Genomic DNA, 24761 nt, shown 5'->3' with positions numbered 1-24761 from the left:
TTTTACTTAAGTATAGAGGGTTCCTCGGAGTCGGTGCGTTGCACCTCGTCTGGATCGCCTGATGGCGCTACGCTTATCAGGCCTACAACGGATTATCGCTGTTTTGTAGGCCGGATAAGGCGTTTACGCCGCCATCCGGCAAGGGCGGGATCAATCCACATACCCCTGCAACACCCCGGTTAACCACTCCATAAACAGATGCACCCGTCGCGAAAGATTTCGGCGGTGCGGATAAATCAGCGATACCGGCATCGGCTCCGCTCGGTACTGCGGGAGTATTTCAACCAGCTCGCCGCTGTGCAGCGCTTCGCGCACGCCGACGCGCGGCACCTGAATAATCCCCAGTCCTGCCAGGCAGGCGGCATGGTAGGTTTCGGTGCTGTTCACCGTCAGCACTCCGCCGGTTTTGACCCACTGGGTGCCGTTATCTTTGGCGACTTCAAACCCCTGCGGGCGCACGCCGAGATTGGCGGCGTAGTGCACCAGCGCATGGTTGCTGAGGTCGTCCAGCGACTCCGGGTAACCAAAGCGCGACAGGTAGTCAGGGCTGGCACAGTTGATGATGGTCAGTTTGCCGAGCGGCCGGGCAATCAACCCAGAGTCTTTCAGCGACCCTACGCGCACCACGCAGTCAAATCCTTCGCGAATCACATCGACTAAGCGATCGCTGCTGCTGAGCTCAAGCTCAATACCGGGATAGTGCTGCAAAAAGGCGGGTAGTTTGGGGATCACCACCTTGCGCGCGATACCCACTGGCATATCCACACGTAGCCGCCCGCTCACGCTGCTGGGGTCGCTCTGAAACATGCTGTCCAGTTCGTCGAGGTTACTCAGCAAATCTTTAGCACGCTCGTAGTAGACCATCCCATCCTGAGTCAGCAGCACTCGTCGAGTGGTGCGGTGCAGCAGGCGGCAGCCCAGATGGTTTTCCAGCGCCTGAATTTGTCGCGATACGCTACCTTTAGGAAGGCCAAGGGTATCCGCCGCGCGGGAAAAACTCTCCAGTTCGGCAACGCGGATGAACAGTTGCATTGCGTGAATTTTATCCATCAGCATGCCCTATTGTTGTTCTGAATGAGACAGTGAAGCGTAATCAGGGATATTTATTGTTCTTTTATCACCTAATAAGCTTGTTCTCAACGAACACACCCACTGAAATGAGGTTTCCCATGACTCAACGTATTGCGTTAGTGACCGGCGGTAGCCGCGGACTCGGTAAAAATGCGGTGCTGAAGCTGGCCGCGCAGGGAACGGATATTATCTTCACCTACAACAGTCAGCGTGACGCCGCACTGGAAGTTGTGGCCGAAATTGAGCAAAAAGGGGCGAAAGCCGTGGCAGTGCAGCTGAACGTCAGCGATGTCGCTAGCTTTGCGGACTTCACTCAGCAGGTGAAGACCCAGCTGCATCAGGTCTGGGGTCGCGAGACGTTTGATTATTTAGTGAACAACGCCGGGATCGGCCTGTATGCCTCCTTTGCTGAGACCTCCGAGGCCTTATTTGATGAGCTGATGAATATCCATTTCAAGGGACCATTCTTCCTGACTCAGGCGCTGCTGCCGCTGATGGAAAACGGTGGGCGCATCCTCAACGTCTCGACCGGGCTGGCGCGTTTTGCGCTGCCGGGCTATGCCGCCTACGCCTCAATGAAAGGGGCGATGGAAGTGCTGACCCGCTATCAGGCCAAAGAGCTGGGCGCGCGTGGGATTTCGGTCAACAGCATTGCGCCAGGGGCGATTGAAACCGACTTTGGCGGCGGCCGGGTTCGCGATAACGACGACCTGAACAAATACGTGGCGTCGCAAACCGCACTGGGCCGAGTTGGGCTGCCGGATGACATTGGTGACGCGATTGCCGCGCTGCTGAGCGATAACCTGCGCTGGATGACCGCGCAGCGCATTGAAGTCTCGGGCGGCATGTTCCTGTAAGTCTGCGATAACGCCTTGGCTTTGCAAAGGCGTTATTTACCTATCGTGCGAAAAATAGTCTTAATCAGGAATTATTATTCCCTTTACTTCCGCTCATCCCCGCAATAACCTACATTTCCATTTAATTAATATTATCTTAGCGACACGCTTATCTAATCCATTTCTTAATTAAAGTGTGATGGCATATGTGAATGCGTAATGGTGATGTGACGGTTGTAAGCATTCATAATTATAATGTTTAGATCGTCGAATATCTACGTAAAATGACCCAGGCCAAACGGCGAGTTCTTATTTCGGGTTGTGGGGATTACTCTGCACGCCATTAGAGTTCGTTTTATTTTAATATGGGGAATCCATTATGCAGGTAGTGATGTTTGACAGGCAGTCAATATTTATTCATGGAATGAAAATCAGCTTACAGGAACATATTCCAGGAATTGATATTTCTGCTGTTAGTCAGGCCGATGACCTGTGGCGGCAGCTGTTACAGCATCCGGATGCGCTGTTGATTCTTGACGGCGGCCTTGATCACGGCTTCTGCCAGTGGTTGTTGCAGGAAAAGCACCAGCAGTTTCCGGAGTCAAAGGGCATTATCATTGTGAATGATTATAACCGCGCCTGGCTGAACGATATGATGGCCTATAACCTTCAGGCGATTATCCCTCGGGATGCCAGCGTCGAGATATTTGTACAGACGATAAAAAGCGTCATGCGCGGCCTGATTTGCCTGCCGGGCGATTGGCGGATGGAATATGAACAGGAAAAACAGGGGTTAGATAATCTGAGTCAGCGTCAGCGTGAGATATTATTGCTGCTGGCCAATGGTGAATCGAATAAGGAAATTAGCCGAACGCTGAATATTAGCGCCGGTACTGTAAAAGCACACCTTGAATCACTGTATCGCCGCCTGGGTGTTAAAAATCGCACGCAGGCCGCTATGCTGATGAATAATCGGGAAGCTTCAGCGCATATCGCCACGGAATAACGCCGCTTCAGCCTGGCGCTGTGTCGCCAGGCTGGTCTGTGACGAACCTTGTTGCTGCCAGAGCGCCAGCGCATCCGCCATATGACCCTGGTTCATCTCATGCACGATAGCTGACCGCTGCACGGCTTCCGGCCCCAGGCTGAAGGCCAGCGACATCAGGGCATCGGACTGATGCTGGTTTAACGGCACCTGCATGCAGCGGTGCAGCACCTGGTGATAATAATCCACGTCCTGCTGAAACAATTGCTCGGCCTGAGTGATCGTTATCGGCCCATCAAAACGTTCCTGGTCGCGAATCAAATGCCCGTAGCCTACGATCCACAGCCCATCGGCGTCCTGATACTTTTCCAGCGACAGCCCCTGATACTGCTTAATTAGTTCTAGCCCCAGCAGGCTCGGCGTAGCGATATTTAACATCTTTGGCCCTCATTAAATGGAATGAGGAGTGTAAAAGAGTCGCCTGAACGGGACTATTGGCCGGATGTCTGTGACGTATCAAACTCATGACTCAGTAAGCCGAAAAGCCAGTCGTTTTGCCACTGTCCGCCCAGGAAGTAGCTTTCGCGCAGCTCGCCTTCCAGTATAAAGCCCTGCTTTTCCAGCGTACGTCGGGAGGCGATATTACCCGCGGTAACCGTCGCCGTCAGCCGCCGTACACCGCCATGCTGGAAGGCGTAGTCACAGACCGCGCGCAGTGACTCGCTGCCATACCCTTTTCCCTGCGCCTGTGGGGAAAACAAAAAACCAACCTCGGCACAGTCACTATCACGATGGATATAGCCGGTGATCCCCAGCGGCGTTTGTGCAGCGTCGCGTACCACCATGCACAGCCAGTGTTCGGCCCCCGGCGTCCAGGGATGCAGGCGTGCATCGAAGGCTGCCCGAATCTCCTCTTCGCTCCGGCTATCTGCCACATAGCGCATTACCTGCGGGTGCTGCTGCAAGGCGAGGAAAAAGGGCCAGTCACTTTCGGTAATCAGGGTGCAGCTTAAACGTTCGGTGGTGAGCGCGATCATAATTTCTCATTCTGATAGGTGGCGCGGGACTGTTAATTTGCCTGAATTGCTCTATGGTGTAACGACAAAAATAACAAAACAGTAACATATTAATCCTAAGGCTAAAAAACCTTGCTGTTGATTAAGGAATGGGAAAATGTCGACGTTATCGCGACAGGTTGGCCAGCAGTATGAGCATTGCCTGAGCGTGATTCGCCAGGCCTCGATGGAGATCCTCACGCTGCTTAAACTGCGCGTGACGGAGGGCAAAGATCCCCGTTGGTTTCTGGAACAGCTCGATCAGGCGCGATTGAACCTTGGCGGCTGGGGCGCGGTGGCCCAGCGGCTTAACATTAACGACAGCCAACTGAGCGAATTTATGCTCCAGCTGCGGCATCTTCAGCAGGGGATTCCCTCTTACGAACATGGGCAGACGGCCACCGAAAATCAGCTGATTGCGGCCGAGCGCTTCGTGGTCACGCTGGAGCAAATAAAGCAGCAGCAGTCGCTGCTGATGTTTACTACCGGCTACGCCAGCGATGCAGAACAACTGCAAGAGCAGGCTGAGCGACAAATTCGCACGATCCATCTTACGCTACGCGGGCTGGTGATGCAGGTCTGGCCGGATATTCCGCATCTTCATCAGTATCTTAGCGTTCAGTTTGGTGCTCACGAGGTGATGCGCTGGCGTTCGCGAAGCCCGACGGAAAACGTGCTTGATGGCATGACGTTTAGCGAACTGGCGCTGTTGATTGTCGATAAAAAGGCATTCTCTCGTTACTACTCTTCGCTTTTTAACCATGCCGCATTGCTGACCTTCCTTGCCGAACAACGCCTGACGCTGCATACCTTTCTCGAAGACGTTCGCCGGATGCGTAATAAGGTGCTGGCGCATCATCCGCTGACGGAGGTTGAGTGCCAGTTGTTAGATCTCTATACCGAACAGATCACCACGCCGGTACAGCACGCCTATGAGCAAGGGCGTACGCGCGTAAATCCCGCTAGCCTGATGGCAGCAGATGGCAGTGAAATTCAGCGTTACTGGACGCTTGCACAGGAGTATGCGCATGCCTGGGGCGTTGATGGAAAGCCCATTGCTGACAACATTGAACGGCTTTCTCATAAGGCGCGTGAACGCTCTGATACACGTGAGCGAATTGCCGCAGCCGTCCTGTGGGGAGCGGTTGCTGTGACGGTGCTGGGGATGGCGCTTGGCGGTATCAGCCTGCTGACTTCCGAGCCGACGCGGCGGCCGTACGTCGAGCCGTCACTGCCGCTTTCCGTGGTGGAAGCGGAGAGTACTCCCGCAGCCTCTCCTCGCGATCTGCTGGCCCGACGTGGGATCTTGTGGGATCGCAATGCGCTGCGGGCGGCTATCGATCGTAATGATCTTGAGGTGACGACGCTGTTTTTACGCGGCGGAATGACCTGGCAGCTCGCCTGGACGGACTCGGCGATGGCGGCCCGGCACGAAGAGGTGCTAAACCTGCTGCTGCGCTACCACCTGCAAATGGATGAGCTAAAACCCTGCCGACGGTTTATCAATACGCTCACGCTTGAAATGTCGCGCGGCGCTCAGCTCAGCGCGATACGAAAATCTTATCTACAGACGTTTTGTACCACTCCCGCCGTGGTGGCGCGCCAGCGTCTGGCGGTGGATAACGCTCAGCAGCGCACTAAAACGACGGGCGATGCTGAAAGTAAAAAATGGCTGGCTATTCAGAAATCGGTCTACGATGTGATTCGCTAGCGTTTTGCGTCCTATCGTCCCCTCTCCCTCGTGGGGAGAGGGGAACGAACCTCAAAGCAGCCGGTAGTTCGCGTCCGGCAACAGTTTTGTTGGTATCAGGCTGTCCTTCATCATCTCCCGCAGGTCTATCTCAATCGCATTACAAATCGCGTTCAGCGGCAGGTCGTTATCCTCGGTACCGAATGGGTCTTCCAGTTCGGTCGCGATAGCGTCAAGTGCCAGCAGCGCGTAGGTGGTGAAGATAGAAAACAGCAGGGTCATAAAGCCAAAATCATGAATCAGCAGCAGCGGATATACGGCGCAAAAAATCCCCACCGTCCGGTGCAGCAGCAGCGAGTAGGCATAGGGAATCGGCGTGTTGCTGATGCGCTCGCAGCCTCCCTGAATGGTACTCATCTGATTCAGATAGTGGTTAAAGTTGCGGTACACAAACTCATTTGGACGATGCTGGTAAAGCCACTGCCCGATATTTTGCAGCAGGGCGTTACAAGGGGTAGTGAGATGCTGATAGTCCAGCGCGCGCGAAACCGGCACCGGCCCATGACGCAGCTTGGCTTTTAACGTTGCGCAATAGGTAACAATCAGGTCCAGCACCACCATTTTTTCTTCTGGGCTCGCCTTGGTGGTATTGATGACCTCGCGCATCAGCGACCGGCTCACGATAAGCAGATCGCCCCACAGTTTGCGCGCTTCCCAGTAGCGCAGCCAGGCCGTGTTGTTGCGAAAGCCGATAAACACCGATATCGAAATCGAGATACCGATAAAGTAAAACGAACTCTCCTTGGCGATGATGCCGTGCAGATTTAAGAGCGGCAGCACATACAGATAGACGATATTCAGCATGATAAAGAAACAGAGCTGAGGAGAGATTTTTCTCATGATGGAACCGCGCCATGAGAATAATTTCCGCAGCCAGGTTTGCTCCGGCCTGACGATCATGGTTTACGCCTTCTCTGGGGACAGCGCTAAAATAGAGTCGTAAACCACCTGCAGGCGCTCCAGGTAATGGACAAACACGCTGGCTTTGTCATTAAGGGAAATGTGGCGGTCCAGGTTACCCTGCATGTCGATACAGGCGGATGGAAGTTCAATGCGGCCAAGTTCGGCGGATTCCACGTCGAAATGGATCTCGATTTCGCCAAAAAGGCGTGTGCGAATAATATTGATGTAGACGCCATCGAAAACGCACACGCAGAGACGGCCTTTTTCGCTCGGCTGAATATAGTGATGATACTGCCGCCCGGTCGTGGTGATTTGCGTGATAAGCTCCATGGAATAGATATTCCAGTATTTATCCATTTTATTTTTCTGATTAAAAATGAGCAGCGATTTTTCTTCTGGCGAAATAGTACAAATAGTCATTATCTTAACTTATCGAGATGAGTGGTTGGAAAAATAGTTAATATCGCCACGAGAAACTACATGGCATTTTGTATCACGTTATACTGGGTCACAAAGTTGATATAGTCGCGAAGCACCGCAGGGTTATGCGTTTTGCTCTGGTAGATCATCCAGAGATCTATTTTCTGAACATCCCATTGCGGTAATAGCGTCACCAGTTGGGTGTTTTGCAAATATGGCTTAACAATATATTCGGGTAAAATTGCTACCCCGGTTCCCTGCAGCGTTTGCTGCAAAATGTAGGTCAGATTGTCGCTGGTATGGCGCAACGGCATCGTGAGTTCATAAGATGCATCGTGCTGGAACAGGGCAATGCTTTTCCAGGTCTGGTGCGTAATCAGTTCACAGGATTGCAGCGCTTCAGGGTGCTGAATATCGTGCGCGGCCTGATACTGCGGCGTACAGACGATAAAACGGTTAAACGTCCCGAGGAAGCGGCCAATACAGGTGTCATCAGAAGGCTTACCGATACGGTACGCCACGTCAAACTCACTGCCAACGTTGCCATAGAAAGAGTCTGCGGTAATTAGCTGTAGCTCAATATTGGCATGCGTTTGCAGAAACTGATGGTGCACGGCGGGTAAAATACTCGCCATAAATCCCGGCGGGGCAATAATCTTCAGTTTCCCGCCGGTCTGATTATGCAGCGCCTGTACCGTTTTATCGCCGCGTACGCTGGCATCCACCACTTCATGGCAGTAGGCCAGGTAGCGCTCACCGTCGGCGGTCAGCGATATTTTTCGCGTCGTGCGATTCAGTAATCTGACGTTGAGATACTCCTCAAGAGCACTAATTCGCTGGCTGATACGCGACTTTGTCATACCCAGTTCAGCGGCGGTTTTGGTAAACGAACCGTTTTCTACGAGAAGCGCAAAAAGCGCCATATCCTGAACGTGCTTGAGCATAACTTAACCTTAATGTACGACAGCGCGAAATTATACGGAGGGGGCATGACGCTGTATATACCGGATTGTTTAATAAAAAAGACCGAATTGTTTAATTAATTGCACTCACAAAATAACATACTTCAGATATGATCGGCATAGCAATAATCATCAATAATAAAGTATTAACTGAATGCCCATAATGGGTTATAAAAATAATCAATGATGATTATTTTAGTGGGTTATTATCCTGGCGGTGATGGCCGGGTAAAAAAGCGGTATAAAAGAAAGCGAATAATAAACACATGTTTCTAAAGCGTAAATAATGTAGGCCGGGTGAGCGAAACGCCATCCAGCACGATGTTGCACCGTGCTGGATGGACCCGTAGGCCAGACTAGTTCAGCGCGATACGCGCTACGCTATCCGGCCCCTTCGTCGAGTAGTCTTTATTAAAGTCTTGCTTCAGCGTGACGTACAGCGTGTTGCCATCATCGGAGAGCAGCAGGCTGTTTGGGTGAGTGGTGAAGTCCCAGCTCTGCTTCACGGCATAGCTAGTGGCATCCAGGCGCAGCACCTTCTTCGACTCACGCTGGCTGATGAAAATCTCATTGCGCTTCGCGTCAAACTTGATCCCCAGCGCGTCGCCCTCAATGCGTTTAATGACCTTACCGGTGTGCTCATCAAACACCAGCGTGGTTTTGGCTTTCGAATCGTCAGTAACGAACAGACGTCCGGTTTTTGGGTCTTCCGCCATATTCAGCAGCAGGTACTCTTTGCCATCGCCCGGCGTCCAGCGCTGCTCAATCTTATAGCTTTGCGGGTTGATAACCAGCACTTCGCCAGCGCCATTGGTGGCATAAATACGCTTCGTTACCGGTGAGTAGATGATGCCGGTAACCCATTTGCCCGCGTTATCAATACGCGCCTTCTGGGTCATGGTTTTGGCATCTACCACCGAGATAAAGCCCGGATCGGCGACACGGCCGATAAACAGCAGGCCGTTATGGAACAACACTTCACGTGCGCCCGCCGGGTTGCCGTCTTTGCCTTTTCCATCCAGCGTCAGGCGCTGCAGTACCTTACCGCTTTTAGCTTCTACTTTTGACACGCCACCATCCAGCGAGTTGGTGACGTAAAACGTTTTGCCATCGTCATCGACCGCCGTACCAAAGTTTTTCAGGTCGGTATGGGTGGTCCCCGTGACGGCAAGGGTGGTGGGGTCGAGGCGGTAAATCACGCCGCCGTTGACATCTTTAAAGCTCTGCGCGCTGGCAACAAACAGCGATTTCTCGCCGGAGAACAGCGCCATTTCGTACAGACCATCGCCCAGCTCATGCTGAGTGACGGAAGCGGCTGTTTTCAGCGCGGCGGCGCTTTCGGCAGGCTGCGCATTTTCGGCGAGGGCGGGCAGTGCAGGAAGGGTAAAAGCGGCGACAAGCGCGGCGCAGAGCGCCGTTTTACGCGGGCTGAATAACGATACCATTCGAAACTCCATCATGGGATAAACGGTTCCCGACCGTGGTAGAGCGACGGTGGGATCTTTTAATAAGAATGAGAATAATTATTATTTATCACAAATAAGTCGTTTCGACGACCGCCATTTTTCGGCGGCGTAGATGTAGAGGGTTCTTGAACCGCCTTAAAACGAGCGGTTTATCCCTGTCGTGGCAGCGCCACCTGACGACGAAGCTCCTCCAGAACCTCATCCAGAATAAACTGCACTCGCCACGGCTGGTATTCACGTTTGCGGTAGATAGCCACCAGATCGAGCCACCATTCGTACTGTTCGGCGAAGCAGGGGGCGAGTACCCCGGATTGAATATCGGCCTGTACGCTACTTTTCGGCGCAAAAACAATCCCAAGCCCGTTGCGCGCCAGTTCCAGCGCCGACTGCGTGTTATCACAGATATAGTTGCCGGTGACGCGAAAGTCGCGAATCTCCTGGCTTCCGGCGAGGCTAAAGCGCCAGATATTGGCGTCATTAATCAGCATCGAATCCATCAGAATGCAGGAGTGCTTGTCGAGGTCGTCCGGCGAGGTGATTGGGTGTTCCATCAGATACTGGGTGCTGGCGTAGGCGCTGACCGCATATTTCGCGATAAAACTCGCCACTAAGGATTCATTTTTTGGCTGAACGCAGGAAATTAAAATGTCGCAATCATCGGGGAATTCGGAACCTTCATAAAATGATTTTCGTTCCAGATTGAACGTTTTCAAATATAAGCTGATATTGCCGATATCTTTTATGGTATTTACCACGTTACGTGCCAGGTAGGCGTTAATCATTGTCGGTGAGTAAATTGTGACGCGGCCATTTTTCTCATGCTTATAGTCAGCCACGAAATTATTAAGCTGGTTTTCTTTTTCCAACAGATCGTTAACGTAGGGAAGCAGCGACTCACCAAAGCGGGTCAGCGTGAGCTTACGTGAGGTGCGCTCAAAGATTTTAAGCCCCACTTTTGCTTCAACATCAGAGAGGTAGCGGCTGACGTTGGCCTGCGCCATGCCCAGCACGGTGGCGGCGTGGCTGATATTTTCGCTGGCGGCCACCACCGATATTATTTTTAATTCCTGAGGCTTAATCTGAAGTTTCTTCATTGCCCGGCTCTATATATAAATTGATATAGATCTATATAAATATTGCGATTGCATCAATATTAATACGAACATTATCATATTTGGCATCAGGATATTATATTAGGTTGGAACAACGGGAATGTCAATTAAGCGTAATGTTGCGCTACTTTTATCGCTATCTTTTATTTCAGGTGCATCATCGGCGGCGCTATCAGTTGGGGCGGGGGCGGTATTTAATGAGTCTATTTATCGCGGATATAATGAAACTACTCACGCGGTGCCTATCGTTAATTATGAAGGTGATTCGTTTTATATTCGTCAGACCACGCTAGGCTACGCATTATTTAAAAATAAGCGCGATGAAGTCAGCCTGACGGCTTCCTGGCTGCCGCTGACCTTCGATCCGTCGGATAATGACGACAGCGCCATGAAGCAACTGGATAAGCGCAATAGCACCGCAATGGCTGGTGCGGCGTGGTATCACCATGAAAAGTGGGGCAGTCTGAAGGTTTCGGCGGCGGCGGATATTCTGGATAACAGCAACGGCTGGGTCGGCGAACTCTCCTATTTCCGCGTGCTGCCGATGGGCAGGATGGCGATTATCCCTGTGCTGGGGGTGTATTACTATGACGATAGCTTCAACCGGTATTACTACGGTGTGTCGGGTGCGGAGTCTCGTCGCAGTGGCTTAGCGCAATGGTCGCCGGGCAGCAGCTGGATGCCGTACGTTGGGTTGACGATGAAATACCCGCTGACCAACAACCTGATGCTGACGGCAAACGCGAGCTATAGCGTGCTGCCGGATGAGATTAAAAATAGCCCGATGGTCGATCGTGATGGGAGTTTTATCGTGCTGACTGGGGTGAGTTGGCGGTTTTAGACGGCGGTGCAGTCCCGGCGGCGCTTCGCTTGGCCGGGCTACATTGTTTCGTGCCAAACCACGGGAAACGTCCATAAAAAAAGCCAGACATCCGTCTGGCTTTTTGTCGTTCAGGCAATGCGGCTTAGCGCATGGTGACAAACTCTTCCGCCGCCGTAGGGTGAATCGCCACGGTGTTGTCGAAGTCCTTCTTGGTTGCGCCCATTTTCAGCGCCACGGCGAAGCCTTGCAGGATTTCATCCATGCCGAAGCCAATACCGTGGATACCGACGATCTTCTCTTCCGGGCCAACGCACACCAGCTTCATACGGCACGGCTGGCGGTGCGAGGTTACGGCGGTATACATCGCGGTGAAGGAGGATTTATAGACCTTCACGGCATCGTCGCCATACTGCTCGCGCGCCTGCGGCTCGGTTAAGCCTACGGTGCCGATTGGCGGGTGGCTGAAGACCACGGTCGGGATATTGCTGTAGTCCAGATGCTCATCCGGTTTGTTGTTAAACAGACGCTCGGAGAGACGACGACCTGCGGCCACCGCCACCGGAGTCAGCTCTACCGCACCGGTGTTATCGCCTACGGCATAAATGCCCGGAACGTTGGTATTCTGGAACTTATCAACGACGATGTAGCCTTTATCGTTGGTTTTCACGCCCGTAGCCGCCAGATTGAAGTTATCGTTCGCCGGTTCGCGACCAATCGCCCAAATCAGGCAGTCGACGGTCTGGCTGCGGCCATCTTCCAGCGCCAGAGTCAGGCTGCCATCGGCATTCTTGACCACGGCTTTTGGAATGGCGTTGGTGTGCAGCTGCGGGCCTTCGGCGTTCATCACCTCAAGGAGTGTCTCGACGATTAACGGGTCGAAGCTGCGCAGCGGCGCGTGTTTACGCACGAACAGGTGGGTTTCAGAACCCAGACCGTTGATAACACCCGCCAGTTCCACGGCGATATAGCCTGCGCCCACCACGGCAACGCGCTTCGGCAGCGCCGGCAGCTCGAAGAAACCGTCGGAGTCGATACCGTATTCCACGCCTGGAATATTCGGGTGGCTTGGACGGCCGCCTGTCGCGATCAGGATATGATCGGCGGTGATCGTCTCGCCGTTCACTTCGATGGTTTTAGCGTCAACAAAGCGTGCAAAGCCTTTGATTACGTCAACCTTGTTCTTACCCAGTACGTTATCGTAAGAGGTATGAATACGGTCGATATAGGCAGTGCGGCTGGCAACCAGCTTGTCCCAATCGAAGTTGTTGATGGTGGTGTCGAAACCGTAATCCGGGCCATACATATGAATCGCTTCGCGGATCTGCGCGGCATGCCACATCACTTTTTTCGGCACGCAGCCGACGTTCACGCAGGTACCGCCGAGATCTTTGGCTTCGATTAACGCGCACTTCTGGCCATACATGGCTGCGCGGTTAATGGAGGCGATACCGCCGCTGCCGCCGCCAATGGCGATGTAGTCATAATGTTTGGTCATGGCCGCTCCTGAATGTTCAATGTTGAGCGGGTGAGCATCGTGCTACCCGCCAAAATACTCGCGATTGTATACCTGAAACTGATAGGTTCCACCGATGCCTGCGATTACTCCGGCACGATCCAGTTTACCAGCGTGTGCCCGGTACCTGCTGGAACCAGCTTGCTGTGCAGCCACGGCAGCACGTTGTTCATCTGCGCTTCCAGCTTCCACGGCGGGTTAATCACAATCATGCCGGAGGCAGTCATACCGCGCTGATCGCTGTCCGGGCGTACCGCCAGCTCAATTTGCAGAATTTTGCGGATGCCGGTCTCTTCGAGGTCACGGATCATGCGCTTGATTTGCTGGCGCAGCACCACTGGATACCACAGGGCATAGGTGCCGGTGGCAAAACGCTTGTAGCCATCGTTGATACCGCTTACCACTGCCTGGTAGTCGGTTTTAATTTCGTACGGCGGGTCGATAAGGATCAGGCCGCGACGAGAAACCGGCGGCAGCTTGGCTTTCAGCTGCTGGTAGCCGTCGGCACGGTCAACGCGGGCGCGGTTATCTTTCTGGAATTCAGAGCGCAGCAGCGGGAAGTCGCTTGGATGCAGCTCGGTCATCTGCAGGCTGTCCTGCTCGCGCAGCAGCTGGCGGGCAATCAGTGGGGAGCCTGGGTAGTAGCGCAGCTGGTCGGTGCGGTTGAAGTGTTTGACCACCGAGATATACGGCACCAGCTCTTCCGGCAGGTCGTCCTGCTGCCAGATGCGGGCAATCCCTTCCAGGTATTCCCCGGTTTTTTCGGCGTGCTCGCCACTCAGCTGATAGCGGCCTGCCCCGGCGTGGGTGTCCAGATAGAGAAACGGCTTCTCTTTCTCTTTCAGCGATTCAATGATCAGACTCTGAACGGTGTGTTTTAAAACGTCGGCGTGGTTGCCTGCGTGAAAGCTGTGGCGATAACTGAGCATGGGTGCGGATATTCCGGGAATTAAACAAGATAGCTGACAGTTTACCGCAGATCCGGGCAGATTACCGCTGTGGCGCGGTGTCGTTTCTATTTGTGGCAATAATGTTGCAAAACATGAACGTGTCATAAAAACGTCAAGTCACGGGTTTAGCGTCAACGGCAGGCAAGGTAATTGTTTGAATAAAAGGAAAATAATGAAACTGCAAATCACACTGCTGGCCGCCGCGATGGCGCTGGCAATGCCGGTACTGGCAAAAGACGTTTCTGTGAATCAGGCGGCAGCTATCGCCACCACCGTTACCCCAACGGCGGTCAGCCCGGCGTTTGATGCGCTGGAAGGGCAATCGCTGACGGCGCTGCGTACGGCGCTGAAAGGGGATGCGTCGACGCTCACCCGCGATCAGCTGGAAAAAGCGAAACAGAACAAAACGCAGGCCGATAAAGCCTGGCTCAAGGCCAGCGGCTATGACTTCCAGACTAAAGCTAATCAGCAGGCCGGTATCGAGCTGCTCTCGGCGTTTAGCACTCTGCCGGAGACGGTGGTGAAGCAGAACCTGGCAACGGTGACCGATATTAACCGTGATGCAACCCAAACCGCTCGCCACCAGGCGCTGGCGGATGCGGAAGGTATCAACCACCTCTACTTCCTGAGCGATGCGATGGGGCCACGTTTGGGCAAAGCGTTTATCGCGGCCTACGACAAAGATGAACTCAGCAAAGCCGCAGCGCTGATTAAAGCCTCCGAGGTGAGCACCAGCGCGGCGAAAAAACACTTTAATAACCCGCGCCCGTTCCTGATTCAGGGTAACACCATTCACCTGGTACCGGACGACGTGGTGATTAAAGATAACCATCCGTATACCGCCGACGGCGGCTCGTTCCCAAGCGGACACACCAATACCGGCTACACCGACGCGCTGCTGATGGCGGAGATGATCCCGGAGCGTTTTGACGCGCTGGTCACTCGCGGTGCGCGCTATGGCTACTCGCGTATCGTGCTCGGCGTGCACTACCCGCTGGATGTGATGGGCTCCCGCATGGTGGCGCAGCGTAATGTCGCCCACTACCTGAACGACGCGAAGTACCGCACGCTGTTTAACGAAGCTCGCGACCAGCTACGTGCGGCGCTGGAGAAAGAGTGCGGCACGACGCTTGCCGAGTGTGCGAAAACGGCGGGGAAAGATGACCCGTACCGCGACCCGGCGATGCGTGACTTCTACCGTTTCACCATGACCTACGACCTGCCGCAGCAGAAGGGTGAAAAACAGAGCATCACGGTGCCGCAGGGCGCTGAAGTGCTGCTGGAAGCGGCGCTGCCGAACCTCTCAGCTGCACAGCGTCGTGCGTTGATGGTGAAAAGCGCGCTGCCGGCGGGCTATCCGCTTTCAGGCACCACCGCTGACCAGCAGTTCTGGCAGCGTCTGAACCTGCCTGCCGCCTATGAAATGGCGAAAAAACCGCACTGATTAGCGCAGCATATTGAGAGAAGGCGGTACCGGCTGCGGTATCGCCTTTTTTAAATGCTCATGTAGCTTTTCAATCGCCTGCGATTGCGCCGAACCCTGCGGCCACACCAGCCAGTAACCATCCCCGGTGGCGACGGCGTCGTTAAACGGCAGCGTCAGCAGCCCGCTGGCGAGCGCTTCCTGGCTCAACAGTAAATCGCCCATGGCGACCCCATGCCCGCCAATCGCCGCCAGATAGCCCTGCTCAAGGGTATCGAACACCTTACCGCGTGCGGTATTCAGCGTCGGGAATTGCCCGGTCCGTTTTAGCCAGCGCCGCCAGTCACGGCGATCCGGGGAGGGGTGAATCAGCTCGCGGCGTTCGAGATTTTCCCTGGCCTGCGCAGTGAGTTGGGGGGCACAGATAGGCACCAGCCACTCTTCAAACAGCAGCTGGCTTTGCGTTCCGGGGCCAAATTGGCCGTTGCCCAGTAAAATTGCGCAGTCGTAGGGTTCACGGCTGAAATCGACCGTATCGGTATCCATCCACACGCTGGAGAGGGCAATTTGCGGTGAAGTCAGCGGCGAAAGCGCGGCCAGCAGCCAGCGCATGGTCAGCGTCGACGGCGCTTTTAGGCGAAGTTCGCGGCGACGACGGCCAAACGCCTCGCAGGCCCGCTCCAGACTTTGAAAGCCCTCACCGAGTTGTGCCGCCAGCGTTTGCCCGGCGTCAGTCACGGTGACTCGCGGCCCGTGGCGCTGAAAGAGCGCGCAGTCGAACCATTGCTCCAGGGTGCGAACATGACGACTTACCGCGCCGGGCGTGACGTTGAGTCGTTCAGCGGCTTTGCTGAAAGAACCTAAGCGAACAGCGGCTTCAAAAGCACGCAGGGCGTATAGCGGCGGTAGCGACATGGTGATTTTCTATTGTGAGTTTTACTCACATTGAAGCGTAGTTTTTTCCGTTTTTCAACGCGCGTGTCCCACCCAATAATGGGCATCACGTTGTAGGTCGGATAAGCGTAGCGCCATCCGGCATGCCGCCGCCGAACGTCGGATGGCGGCGTAAACGTCTTATCCGATCTCCCTAAGGAAAAACCATGAATCTGACGTTACTTGCCGCCTATATGCTGGCGGTATTACTGCTGCTGGCAACCCCCGGCCCGGTGGTGGCGCTGGTCACGGGAACCGCCGCGCGTGAGGGCAGCCGCCGGGCGTTTATCACGTTGATAGGGACCAACGCTGCGTCGCTGGTGCTGATTGTGCTGGCAACCTTGATGCTGCTCGGCGTGGTGGCGTTGTCGCCGGTCATGCTGTCACTGCTGGGGATAGCGGGTTCGCTCTATATCGGCTGGAGCGCCATCAGCAGCTTGATGCACAAGGCGCAGGAGGCGCAGATTACCCCCGCGCGCGGCGGCCTGCTGAAGGGCTTTCTGATGGGTATTTCAAACCCGAAGGACATTCTCTTTTTCGTCGCCTTCTTCCCGCAGTTTATTGCCGTCACGCAGGACTTCACGCTGAGCATGCTGACGCTCTCGCTGGTGTGGGTAGTGTTTGATATTACCGTTCTGTCGCTCTATATCCTGACGGTTCAGCGCCTGCTGTCGGGAAAGTATGCGCTTCGCCTCGAACGCCTCTCCGCGCTGTTTTTACTGGCGGTTGCGCTGTTCGGTATTGTTTACAACGTCGGTGAAATGAGTGCCCACTATCATTGAAATTCCCCCAACTATCCCCCATTCTAGATCTATCGCTAAAGCGCCGCTGAGCGCTTCATTTCTTTCTTAGACCAGGACTGCGCATATGACCAATCCATTACTGACCCCCTTCGACCTACCGCCGTTTTCCCAGATTCAGCCCGAACATGTTGTCCCTGCCGTGACCAAAGCACTGAACGACTGTCGTGAGAATGTGGAACGCGTAGTGGCGCAGGGCGGGCCGTATAGCTGGGAAAACCTCTGCCAGCCGCTGGCGGAAGTGGACGACGTGCTGGGGCGTATCTTCTCGCCGGTGAGCCACCTGAACTCGGTGCAGAACAGCCCGGAACTGCGTGAAGCCTATGAGCAGACGCTGCCGCTGCTGTCGGAATACAGCACCTGGGTCGGTCAAAACGAAGGGCTGTACAACGCCTACCGCGACCTGCGCGATGGCGATAACTACGCCACGCTGAACACCGCGCAGAAAAAAGCGGTCGATAACGCGCTGCGTGATTTTGAATTGTCCGGTATCGGCCTGCCGAAAGAGAAGCAGCAGCGCTACGGCGAAATTGCGACCCGTCTGTCCGAGCTTGGCAACCAGTACAGCAACAACGTGCTCGATGCCACCATGGGCTGGAGCAAGCTGGTTACTGATGAATCTGAACTCTCCGGCATGCCGGAAAGTGCGCTGGCCGCGGCGAAAGCGCAGGCTGAAGCCAAAGAGCAGGAAGGCTACCTGCTGACCCTGGATATCCCGAGCTACCTGCCGGTGATGACCTACTGCGACAACCAGGCGCTTCGCGAAGAGCTGTATCGCGCCTACTCCACTCGCGCCTCCGACCAGGGGCCGAACGCCGGTAAGTGGGACAACACCCCGGTAATGGAAGAGATTCTGGCGCTGCGCCACGAGCTGGCTCAACTGCTGGGCTTTGAAAGCTACGCCTTTAAATCGCTCGCCACTAAAATGGCGGAAAACCCACAGCAGGTGCTCGACTTCCTGACGGATCTCGCTAAGCGCGCCCGTCCTCAGGGTGAGAAAGAGCTGGCTCAGCTGCGCGCCTTCGCCAAAGCTGAATTCGGCGTCGACGAGCTGCAGCCGTGGGATATTGCCTACTACAGCGAAAAACAGAAACAGCATCTCTATAGCATCAGCGATGAGCAGCTGCGCCCGTACTTCCCGGAAAACAAAGCCGTTAACGGCCTGTTCGAAGTGGTTAAGCGCATTTACGGCATCACCGCTAAAGAGCGTACCGACGTTGATGTCTGGAACCCGGAAGTGCGCTTCTTCGAGCTGTATGACGAAAGCAACGAACTGCGCGGCAGCTTCTACCTCGACCTGTACGCCCGTGAACACAAGCGCGGCGGGGCGTGGATGGACGACTGCGTCGGCCAGATGCGTAAACTTGACGGCACGCTGCAAAAGCCGGTCGCCTACCTGACCTGTAACTTTAACCGCCCGGTGAACGGCAAACCGGCGCTGTTTACTCATGACGAAGTGATCACCCTGTTCCATGAGTTCGGTCACGGCCTGCACCACATGCTGACGCGCATCGAAACTGCCGGTGTTTCCGGTATCAGCGGGGTGCCGTGGGATGCGGTCGAGCTGCCGAGCCAGTTTATGGAAAACTGGTGCTGGGAGCCGGAAGCGCTGGCGTTTATCTCCGGCCACTTTGAAACCGGCGAACCGCTGCCGAAGGAACTGCTGGATAAAATGCTGGCGGCGAAAAACTACCAGGCGGCGCTGTTTATCCTGCGTCAGCTGGAGTTCGGTCTGTTCGACTTCCGCCTGCATGCGCAGTACAACCCGCAGCAGGGCGCGAAAGTGCTCGAGACGCTGGCCGAAATCAAGAAACAGGTTGCCGTGGTTCCAGGCCCAACCTGGGGCCGCTTCCCGCATGCTTTCAGCCACATCTTTGCCGGTGGCTACGCGGCAGGCTACTACAGCTACCTGTGGGCCGATGTGCTGGCGGCAGATGCCTTCTCTCGCTTTGAGGAAGAGGGGATCTTCAACCGTCAGACCGGACAGTCGTTCCTCGACAACATCCTGACCCGCGGCGGTTCTGAAGAGCCAATGGCGCTGTTCAAACGCTTCCGTGGCCGTGAACCTCAGCTGGACGCGATGCTTGAGCATTACGGGATCAAAGGCTGATTGTTGTCGTGAAAATCTGCTTACTTGATGAAACGGGCGCCGGAGACGGCGCCTTATCTGTTCTTGCCGCCCGCTGGGGGCTGGAGCAGGACGACGACAACCTGATGGCGCTGGTGATGACACCGGAGCATCTGGAGCTGCGTAAACGCGATGAGCCAAAGCTTGGCGGCATCTTCGTGGATTTTGTCGGCGGGGCGATGGCGCACCGACGCAAATTCGGCGGCGGTCGCGGTGAGGCGGTGGCGAAAGCCGTGGGCGTGAAAGGCGGTTATCTGCCGGACGTGGTGGATGCGACGGCGGGGCTGGGACGCGATGCGTTCGTGCTGGCTTCCGTTGGTTGCCGCGTGCGGATGCTGGAGCGTAACCCGGTGGTGGCGGCGCTGCTCGATGACGGCCTGGCTCGCGGTTACGTCGACCCGGAAATCGGCCCGTGGCTGCAAGAACGGCTACAGCTGATTCATGCGTCCAGCCTGACGGCGTTAACCGATATCAGCCCGCGCCCGCAGGTGGTGTACCTTGATCCGATGTTCCCGCATAAGCAGAAAAGCGCGCTGGTGAAAAAGGAGATGCGCGTGTTTCAGTCGCTGGTGGGGCCGGATTTGGATGCGGATGGTCTGCTGGAACCGGCGCGTCAGTTGGCAACCAAACGCGTAGTAGTGAAACGCCCGGATTACGCACCGCCGTTGGCGGACGTGGCGACGCCGAACGCGGTGGTCACCAAAGGACATCGATTTGATATTTATGCGGGTACGGCGGAGTAATTTTCCCCCTCATCCTAACCCTCTCCCCAGGGGGAGAGGGGACCGACCGTGCGGTTTGCACCCTTTGCTTTTCTCCCTCGCCCCTTTGGGGAGAGGGCCGGGGTGAGAGGAGCTTGCACAATCTTAAACAAACGGTGCCAGCGGGTCTGCAATCTCAAACGCCACAGCACGATCCGCTTTCGGCGGGTAAATCAGCTCGCTGACAATCGACACTTTCAGCTTCTTCGCCTCTTCGCGCTTGAGCTTTACCTGCTGATCCCAGCCTTCGCTATAAACCGCACCCCATGCGCCCAGATCCAGACAGGTGACGTACATCTCCTGACGGTACGGCAGAGGAGCGACTTCCAGAACGCTTGCCGCGGCGTTGTTCCCGGCGAATTTGCCTAGCAGAATGGCGTGCTGGCAGGTCATCAGCGCATGGTTGCCTTTATCATCGGTTGCGGCGTAAGCCACATCGCCGGTGGCGTAGATATCGTCATGGCCCAGCACCTGCAGGTTGCCGTTCACGTGCAGACGACCCTGACGGTCGCGCGGCGCATCAATCTGCGCGGTCAGCCCATTGGCCTGAACGCCGACGGTCCAGATAACGGTCTGTGAGGCGATGACCTGCCCATCTTTCAGCGTGACGCCAGATGCATCCACGCTCTCCACTTCCGCGTTCACCAGCCATTCCACGCCCAGCTCGGCAGAGGCTTCGATAATCACGTCGCGTAACTCTTTGCTCCAGCGGCCGCCCGGCTGTGCACCGCGCTCAACTACGACAACTCTGGTCTTAGCATCTTGACCCAGGATTTCACGCAGACGGCCCGGAAGCTCCAGCGCCATCTCAATCCCGGTGAAGCCGCCGCCGCACACCACCACGGTGTTGCGCGCGTCGCTCTCAGGCTGCCCGGCCAGATCTTTCAGATGCTGCTCCAGCACCGTCGCGCTTTCCAGCTGGTCGAGGTCGAACGCGTGCTCAGCGGCTCCGGCAACGATATCGCGGTTAACGTGGCTACCGCTGGCAAGTACCAGACGGTCGTAGCAACGCAGACGCACTTCGCCGTTCTCGTCTTTCCAGCTCACCTCTTTCGAGGTCGGAAGGATCTGCTCAACGGTACCGCGCAGGAAGTTCACGCCAGTAACGTCGAACAGCGGCATCAGTGGGGAAACCAGCGTCTGAACGTGGCTTTCATAAAAACGCGGACGAACGCGCAGCTCTGGCTGTGGCGCAATCACCGTAATATCAACGTCCTGCTGGTGTTTGTCTGCCAGACGCGCGGCGCTCAACGCTGCCCACATACCGGCAAAACCGGCACCGACGATCAGAATTTGTTTACGCATTAGGTTTGTCTCACTGTTCACTACGATTAATTGACTCGGATTTTATTGGTCGTAGTTAAGGATTGCAACGTGATTCGCTTCAGCAAACGTACCAGAAGACGTATTTTGATATTATCTATTTGATATTTAATTAATTAAATTTTTACGTGTTCAGTATTTATGCTTGCTATCTGGAATGCATCAGATGAAAAAGCTACAATAACTCAGATTCATTTTGGCTGAGATAAGAGCGCATGGCATTCTACAGTTCTGGGGTTGAGTACGGCATACATAGTCTGATGTGCATGGTGGACGGCAAAGGCGACGCCCGCGATATGAGCGTGCGCGAAATTGCTGAACTGCAAAGCGTGCCCTATGACTATCTGGCCAAAATCTTTACTCGCCTGTCGAAGGCCGGGCTGGTGCGCAGCATCGAAGGGAAGGGCGGCGGTTTTCAGCTGGCGAAACCGGCTGAGGACATTACGGTGCTGGACGTGGTCAACGCGATTGATGGCGATAAGCGTATTTTTGAGTGCCGGGAAATTCGTCAGCGTCTGGCGGTGTTTGATGAGCAGCCGCCGGAGTGGGCCTGCGAAGGTATCTGTGGCGTGCGTTCGGTGATGGACATGGCGCAGCAGCGGATGGAAGAGGCGTTAGGCCAGCATACGATTCTGGACCTGGCGCGCAAGATGTATCGCAAAGCGCCGGATACTTTTGTGGTGGAAGTGCAAGAGTGGATTGCCGGGCGAAAAAACGCTTGAACTAAGTAGCCCGGCCGAACGCAATGACGCCGGGGAAAACCCCGGAGTCGGCGCTGGCGCGCCTCGTCCGGGCTACCGACTGCGTGTTACTCTTCTTCGTCGTCGCGCAGCGGAACAATCAGCATATCAACGTGAACGGTGTTGATAAGCTGACGAGCAGAAGACATCAGTTTGCTCCAGAAGTCCTGGTGGTGACCGCAGACAACCAGGTCCATATCGTATTTCTTGATAGCATCAACCAGCACCTGCCCCAGGTCGCCGCTGCCGCTCAGGGTTTCGGTGATTGGATAGCCCGCGCCGGTGGAGAGCTCGCTCAGCGCGTGGTGGGTCTCTTCGGAGATACGTTTTTGCATATCGCCCAGATTGACATCAATTAGCCCGGTGTAGAGATCGGAATAGTTCACGTCAACGTGAATCAGAGAGACTTTCGCATTGTAAGGGCGAGCCATTGATACCGCTTTCTCCACCAGAACTTTGCTCTCTGGTGAAAGGTCGACGGCGATAAGAATGTGTTTGTAAGCCATAGTGTTACTCCTTCCATAAAGTTGTCGATGACTGTTGGACCAGACAGCCCATGCGCTGTCCCTTGCCCGCGTCCTGCGTGCTATCTGCGCGGGGTTTGCCCTTAAAGACCTAATTGTAGAAGATATTTCTACCTTATAGCGGCCTTGGGGCGCCGTCAATGCATCCGGTTCGCCAATTAGTTAAACAAATTTTTCATTCTTACGTATTGATAACGATTAACCTTGTGGTAAAAAATTTAACTGATCTTCTACACTATTTAATGAGCCGATCGAATAAATAAACGTGATCGGAATCGCACTCTTTTACTGAGGTGTTGGTGGGAAATTGGGGAGCGGTATGCCCTGGGGGGTATCTCTGAGGGCTGGTCGCCGGGGAGGAGTTATGATCAGCACGATTGCGCTGTTTTGGGCCCTGTGTGTCGTTTGTGTGGTGAATATGGCACGTTACTTCTCGTCACTACGTGCGCTATTGGTGGTACTACGAGGTTGCGATCCCTTGCTCTATCAGTATGTCGATGGCGGTGGCTTTTTCACCTCCCACGGCCAGCCGGGCAAGCAGATGCGCCTGGTCTGGTACATTTACGGGCAGCGTTACCTCGACCATCACGACGATGAATTTATTCGTCGCTGCGAGCGCGTTCGCCGTCAGTTTATTTTGACCAGTTCGCTGTGTGGATTGGTGGTCATCAGCTTAATTGCTTTGATGATTTGGCACTAAGTAAAAAAACGGGCCAGTTTCCTGACCCGTTTTTATGTTTTTATCGCCGCTGACTTAGATAAGCTTCAGCGAGATCCAGTACAGCACGCCGGACAGAATGATAGAGGCCGGCAGGGTGAAGACCCAGGCCATCAGGATGTTGGTCACGGTTTTACGCTGTAACCCGCCGCCATCAACCAGCATGGTACCCGCCACGGAAGAGGAGAGTACGTGCGTCGTGGAGACCGGCATCCCGGTATAGCTTGCCAGACCGATGGACACCGCAGAGGTCATCTGTGCGGACATCCCCTGAGCGTAGGTCATGCCTTTCTTACCGATTTTTTCACCGATAGTGGTGGCAACGCGACGCCAGCCGATCATGGTACCAATGCCCAGCGCCAGTGCGACCGCCATAATAATCCAGATTGGCGCGTACTCAATGGTGCTCAGCATGTCGGTTTTCAGCTTCTTCAACAGACGTTGATCGTCGGCATTCACTTCCGGCATCTTGGCCACTTTATCGGTGGTATCAGAGATGCAAAGCATGATGCGACGAAGTTGACCGCGCTGCTCTACCGAGAGTTTATCGTAGCTCTCGATTCCCGACAGCATCGCCTTAGTACGCTCAAGCGCGTTCATGGTGTTAGCCGGGTGGCAGTGGAACTCAGTGGCTTCCAGTGCTGCTGGGGTTAACGGGTCAGCGCTGTTCTGTACTTTCAGCAGCAGTTCAGGGCGCTGCTGGAAGAAGGTTTCAACGTTGTTGACCGCATCGCGGGTACGGGTGATTTCGTAGCCGGAAGCGTTCATGTTAACCACGAAGCCTGCCGGAGCAACGCCAATCAGTACCAGCATCACCAGACCAATGCCTTTCTGACCGTCGTTCGCACCGTGGGAGAATGCCACGCCAATTGCGGAGAGGATCAGAGCAATACGGGTCCAGAACGGCGGCTTTTTCTTGCCGTCTTTCTTTTCACGTTCAGCAGGAGTCAGGTGGATGCGGGCACGTTTTTTGGTACCGCTCCAGAAACGACGCAGCAGGAAAATCAGACCGCCAGCAAAGACCAGACCCACAATTGGCGACACGATCAACGAGGCGAAAATGTTAATCACTTTCGGGATGTTGAGTGCATCAACCACGGACGTTCCGGTCATCATCGCATTGGTTAAACCAATACCGATAATGGCACCGATAAGCGTGTGGGAGCTGGACGCAGGCAGACCAAAATACCAGGTGCCGAGGTTCCAGATAATAGCCGCCAGCAGCATGGAAAAGACCATGGCGAGGCCGTGAGCGGAGCCCATATTGAGCAACAGATCCGTCGGCAGCATATGCACGATGGCATAAGCTACACTCAGGCCGCCCAACAGAACGCCGAAGAAGTTAAATATCGCGGCCATCGCCACAGCAAGCTGCGAACGCATAGCACGGGTATAAATTACGGTAGCCACTGCGTTAGCCGTATCATGGAAGCCGTTAATCGCTTCGTAGAAAAGAACAAACAACAGTGCCAGTACTAACAACAGCCCGGTATGTAAATCCAGACCAGCAAACAAATGTAACATAGGACGTTACGCCATTTTGAGGACATGAACGCGCGGCATTA

Annotated in this window: 24 protein-coding genes; 10 read left to right on the top strand and 14 right to left on the bottom strand. The window is 54.8% G+C overall.

The window, feature by feature from the left end; translation table 11 throughout:
• Positions 1-150 precede the first annotated feature (150 nt).
• Entirely contained in the window at positions 151-1050 is a 900-nt protein-coding gene (locus tag ACLGE8_RS05045) for a LysR family transcriptional regulator (RefSeq protein WP_410996923.1), read from the bottom strand.
• Positions 1051-1169: 119 nt separating this feature from the next.
• Here ACLGE8_RS05045 and ACLGE8_RS05040 point away from each other — a divergent pair, with 119 nt between their 5' ends.
• Both ACLGE8_RS05040 and ACLGE8_RS05035 read left to right on the top strand, forming a co-directional pair.
• Positions 1170-1928, top strand: a complete 759-nt coding sequence (locus tag ACLGE8_RS05040) for an SDR family NAD(P)-dependent oxidoreductase (RefSeq protein ID WP_410996921.1) — start codon at positions 1170-1172, stop codon at positions 1926-1928.
• A 358-nt stretch (positions 1929-2286) separates the two neighbouring features.
• Entirely contained in the window at positions 2287-2913 is a 627-nt protein-coding gene (locus tag ACLGE8_RS05035) for a LuxR C-terminal-related transcriptional regulator (RefSeq protein ID WP_410996919.1), read from the top strand.
• On the opposite strand, the gene ACLGE8_RS05030 is transcribed toward ACLGE8_RS05035, so the two are convergent.
• Complete coding sequence (locus tag ACLGE8_RS05030) at positions 2890-3330, bottom strand: lysozyme (RefSeq protein WP_410996917.1); 441 nt, start codon at positions 3328-3330, stop codon at positions 2890-2892. The two genes, ACLGE8_RS05035 and ACLGE8_RS05030, sit on opposite strands and share 24 nt — an antisense overlap.
• A 53-nt stretch (positions 3331-3383) precedes the next feature.
• Complete coding sequence (locus ACLGE8_RS05025; protein ID WP_410996915.1) at positions 3384-3929, bottom strand: GNAT family N-acetyltransferase; 546 nt, start codon at positions 3927-3929, stop codon at positions 3384-3386.
• Between the two features lie 136 nt (positions 3930-4065).
• On the opposite strand from ACLGE8_RS05025, the gene ACLGE8_RS05020 reads away from it, so the two are divergent.
• On the top strand, positions 4066-5658 hold the full coding sequence (locus ACLGE8_RS05020) for an STY4199 family HEPN domain-containing protein (RefSeq protein ID WP_410996913.1): 1593 nt from the start codon (positions 4066-4068) through the stop codon (positions 5656-5658).
• A 51-nt stretch (positions 5659-5709) separates the two neighbouring features.
• Here the strand turns inward: ACLGE8_RS05020 and ACLGE8_RS05015 are convergent, their stop codons facing one another.
• From ACLGE8_RS05015 to ACLGE8_RS04995, 5 genes are all read right to left on the bottom strand, one after another.
• Positions 5710-6597, bottom strand: a complete 888-nt coding sequence (locus tag ACLGE8_RS05015) for a bestrophin family protein (RefSeq protein ID WP_410996911.1) — start codon at positions 6595-6597, stop codon at positions 5710-5712.
• A 3-nt stretch (positions 6598-6600) separates the two neighbouring features.
• Positions 6601-7020 (bottom strand): hypothetical protein, encoded by a 420-nt coding sequence (locus ACLGE8_RS05010; RefSeq protein WP_410996909.1) that lies wholly within the window; start codon positions 7018-7020, stop codon positions 6601-6603.
• Positions 7021-7076: 56 nt separating this feature from the next.
• Positions 7077-7964 (bottom strand): LysR family transcriptional regulator, encoded by an 888-nt coding sequence (locus ACLGE8_RS05005; RefSeq protein ID WP_410996907.1) that lies wholly within the window; start codon positions 7962-7964, stop codon positions 7077-7079.
• A 374-nt stretch (positions 7965-8338) separates the two neighbouring features.
• A complete protein-coding gene (locus ACLGE8_RS05000; RefSeq protein WP_410996905.1) occupies positions 8339-9427 on the bottom strand; it encodes a YncE family protein in 1089 nt (362 codons plus the stop codon).
• Between the two features lie 170 nt (positions 9428-9597).
• Complete coding sequence (locus ACLGE8_RS04995) at positions 9598-10542, bottom strand: LysR family transcriptional regulator (protein WP_410996903.1); 945 nt, start codon at positions 10540-10542, stop codon at positions 9598-9600.
• A gap of 118 nt (positions 10543-10660) precedes the next feature.
• Between ACLGE8_RS04995 and ACLGE8_RS04990 the strand changes: the two genes are divergently transcribed.
• Positions 10661-11401 (top strand): MipA/OmpV family protein, encoded by a 741-nt coding sequence (locus tag ACLGE8_RS04990; protein ID WP_410996901.1) that lies wholly within the window; start codon positions 10661-10663, stop codon positions 11399-11401.
• A 124-nt stretch (positions 11402-11525) separates the two neighbouring features.
• Here ACLGE8_RS04990 and gorA read toward each other — a convergent pair whose 3' ends face one another.
• Positions 11526-12878, bottom strand: a complete 1353-nt coding sequence (gorA, locus tag ACLGE8_RS04985) for a glutathione-disulfide reductase (protein ID WP_410996899.1) — start codon at positions 12876-12878, stop codon at positions 11526-11528.
• A gap of 104 nt (positions 12879-12982) precedes the next feature.
• Positions 12983-13825 (bottom strand): 23S rRNA (adenine(2030)-N(6))-methyltransferase RlmJ, encoded by an 843-nt coding sequence (locus ACLGE8_RS04980; protein WP_333495517.1) that lies wholly within the window; start codon positions 13823-13825, stop codon positions 12983-12985.
• Between the two features lie 193 nt (positions 13826-14018).
• Here ACLGE8_RS04980 and ACLGE8_RS04975 point away from each other — a divergent pair, with 193 nt between their 5' ends.
• Positions 14019-15290, top strand: a complete 1272-nt coding sequence (locus ACLGE8_RS04975) for an acid phosphatase (protein WP_410996897.1) — start codon at positions 14019-14021, stop codon at positions 15288-15290.
• Here the strand turns inward: ACLGE8_RS04975 and ACLGE8_RS04970 are convergent, their stop codons facing one another.
• The gene (locus ACLGE8_RS04970; protein WP_410996894.1) at positions 15291-16184 is read right to left on the bottom strand and encodes a LysR family transcriptional regulator; all 894 of its coding nucleotides are present in this window, start codon (positions 16182-16184) and stop codon (positions 15291-15293) included.
• A 185-nt stretch (positions 16185-16369) separates the two neighbouring features.
• Here ACLGE8_RS04970 and ACLGE8_RS04965 point away from each other — a divergent pair, with 185 nt between their 5' ends.
• The 3 genes from ACLGE8_RS04965 (at position 16370) to rsmJ (ending at position 19873) form a co-directional block, all read left to right on the top strand.
• Positions 16370-16984, top strand: coding sequence for a LysE family translocator (locus tag ACLGE8_RS04965; protein WP_410996892.1), 615 nt, complete (start codon positions 16370-16372; stop codon positions 16982-16984).
• A gap of 85 nt (positions 16985-17069) precedes the next feature.
• Positions 17070-19112 carry an oligopeptidase A gene (gene prlC, locus ACLGE8_RS04960; RefSeq protein ID WP_410996890.1) on the top strand — a complete coding sequence of 681 codons (2043 nt, stop codon included), beginning with the start codon at positions 17070-17072 and terminating at the stop codon, positions 19110-19112.
• Positions 19113-19120: 8 nt separating this feature from the next.
• Complete coding sequence (gene rsmJ, locus ACLGE8_RS04955; protein WP_410996888.1) at positions 19121-19873, top strand: 16S rRNA (guanine(1516)-N(2))-methyltransferase RsmJ; 753 nt, start codon at positions 19121-19123, stop codon at positions 19871-19873.
• A 123-nt stretch (positions 19874-19996) separates the two neighbouring features.
• Here rsmJ and ACLGE8_RS04950 read toward each other — a convergent pair whose 3' ends face one another.
• Positions 19997-21196 carry an NAD(P)/FAD-dependent oxidoreductase gene (locus tag ACLGE8_RS04950; RefSeq protein ID WP_410996886.1) on the bottom strand — a complete coding sequence of 400 codons (1200 nt, stop codon included), beginning with the start codon at positions 21194-21196 and terminating at the stop codon, positions 19997-19999.
• Between the two features lie 233 nt (positions 21197-21429).
• Between ACLGE8_RS04950 and ACLGE8_RS04945 the strand changes: the two genes are divergently transcribed.
• A complete protein-coding gene (locus ACLGE8_RS04945; protein WP_185667386.1) occupies positions 21430-21936 on the top strand; it encodes an RrF2 family transcriptional regulator in 507 nt (168 codons plus the stop codon).
• Positions 21937-22022: 86 nt separating this feature from the next.
• Here ACLGE8_RS04945 and uspA read toward each other — a convergent pair whose 3' ends face one another.
• The gene (uspA, locus tag ACLGE8_RS04940) at positions 22023-22460 is read right to left on the bottom strand and encodes a universal stress protein UspA (RefSeq protein ID WP_035894835.1); all 438 of its coding nucleotides are present in this window, start codon (positions 22458-22460) and stop codon (positions 22023-22025) included.
• Between the two features lie 382 nt (positions 22461-22842).
• On the opposite strand from uspA, the gene uspB reads away from it, so the two are divergent.
• Positions 22843-23178, top strand: coding sequence for a universal stress protein UspB (uspB, locus tag ACLGE8_RS04935; RefSeq protein WP_185667385.1), 336 nt, complete (start codon positions 22843-22845; stop codon positions 23176-23178).
• 54 nt (positions 23179-23232) lie between these two features.
• Here the strand turns inward: uspB and pitA are convergent, their stop codons facing one another.
• A complete protein-coding gene (pitA, locus tag ACLGE8_RS04930; protein WP_185667384.1) occupies positions 23233-24720 on the bottom strand; it encodes an inorganic phosphate transporter PitA in 1488 nt (495 codons plus the stop codon).
• Positions 24721-24761: the final 41 nt, after the last annotated feature.

This window comes from Kluyvera sp. 142486, from assembly GCF_046569695.1.
Taxonomy (GTDB): domain Bacteria; phylum Pseudomonadota; class Gammaproteobacteria; order Enterobacterales; family Enterobacteriaceae; genus Kluyvera.
Note: the sequence above shows the minus strand (reverse complement) of the source record. Positions and strands in the feature narration are given on the sequence as shown.

Coding starts and splice junctions, on each gene's coding strand:
- ACLGE8_RS05045 (WP_410996923.1), bottom strand. CDS start 1,050: ATGGATAAAATTCACGCAATGCAACTGTTCATCCGCGTTGCCGAACTG.
- ACLGE8_RS05040 (WP_410996921.1), top strand. CDS start 1,170: ATGACTCAACGTATTGCGTTAGTGACCGGCGGTAGCCGCGGACTCGGT.
- ACLGE8_RS05035 (WP_410996919.1), top strand. CDS start 2,287: ATGCAGGTAGTGATGTTTGACAGGCAGTCAATATTTATTCATGGAATG.
- ACLGE8_RS05030 (WP_410996917.1), bottom strand. CDS start 3,330: ATGTTAAATATCGCTACGCCGAGCCTGCTGGGGCTAGAACTAATTAAG.
- ACLGE8_RS05025 (WP_410996915.1), bottom strand. CDS start 3,929: ATGATCGCGCTCACCACCGAACGTTTAAGCTGCACCCTGATTACCGAA.
- ACLGE8_RS05020 (WP_410996913.1), top strand. CDS start 4,066: ATGTCGACGTTATCGCGACAGGTTGGCCAGCAGTATGAGCATTGCCTG.
- ACLGE8_RS05015 (WP_410996911.1), bottom strand. CDS start 6,597: ATGATCGTCAGGCCGGAGCAAACCTGGCTGCGGAAATTATTCTCATGG.
- ACLGE8_RS05010 (WP_410996909.1), bottom strand. CDS start 7,020: ATGACTATTTGTACTATTTCGCCAGAAGAAAAATCGCTGCTCATTTTT.
- ACLGE8_RS05005 (WP_410996907.1), bottom strand. CDS start 7,964: ATGCTCAAGCACGTTCAGGATATGGCGCTTTTTGCGCTTCTCGTAGAA.
- ACLGE8_RS05000 (WP_410996905.1), bottom strand. CDS start 9,427: ATGGTATCGTTATTCAGCCCGCGTAAAACGGCGCTCTGCGCCGCGCTT.
- ACLGE8_RS04995 (WP_410996903.1), bottom strand. CDS start 10,542: ATGAAGAAACTTCAGATTAAGCCTCAGGAATTAAAAATAATATCGGTG.
- ACLGE8_RS04990 (WP_410996901.1), top strand. CDS start 10,661: ATGTCAATTAAGCGTAATGTTGCGCTACTTTTATCGCTATCTTTTATT.
- gorA (WP_410996899.1), bottom strand. CDS start 12,878: ATGACCAAACATTATGACTACATCGCCATTGGCGGCGGCAGCGGCGGT.
- ACLGE8_RS04980 (WP_333495517.1), bottom strand. CDS start 13,825: ATGCTCAGTTATCGCCACAGCTTTCACGCAGGCAACCACGCCGACGTT.
- ACLGE8_RS04975 (WP_410996897.1), top strand. CDS start 14,019: ATGAAACTGCAAATCACACTGCTGGCCGCCGCGATGGCGCTGGCAATG.
- ACLGE8_RS04970 (WP_410996894.1), bottom strand. CDS start 16,184: ATGTCGCTACCGCCGCTATACGCCCTGCGTGCTTTTGAAGCCGCTGTT.
- ACLGE8_RS04965 (WP_410996892.1), top strand. CDS start 16,370: ATGAATCTGACGTTACTTGCCGCCTATATGCTGGCGGTATTACTGCTG.
- prlC (WP_410996890.1), top strand. CDS start 17,070: ATGACCAATCCATTACTGACCCCCTTCGACCTACCGCCGTTTTCCCAG.
- ACLGE8_RS04950 (WP_410996886.1), bottom strand. CDS start 21,196: ATGCGTAAACAAATTCTGATCGTCGGTGCCGGTTTTGCCGGTATGTGG.
- ACLGE8_RS04945 (WP_185667386.1), top strand. CDS start 21,430: ATGGCATTCTACAGTTCTGGGGTTGAGTACGGCATACATAGTCTGATG.
- uspA (WP_035894835.1), bottom strand. CDS start 22,460: ATGGCTTACAAACACATTCTTATCGCCGTCGACCTTTCACCAGAGAGC.
- uspB (WP_185667385.1), top strand. CDS start 22,843: ATGATCAGCACGATTGCGCTGTTTTGGGCCCTGTGTGTCGTTTGTGTG.
- pitA (WP_185667384.1), bottom strand. CDS start 24,720: ATGTTACATTTGTTTGCTGGTCTGGATTTACATACCGGGCTGTTGTTA.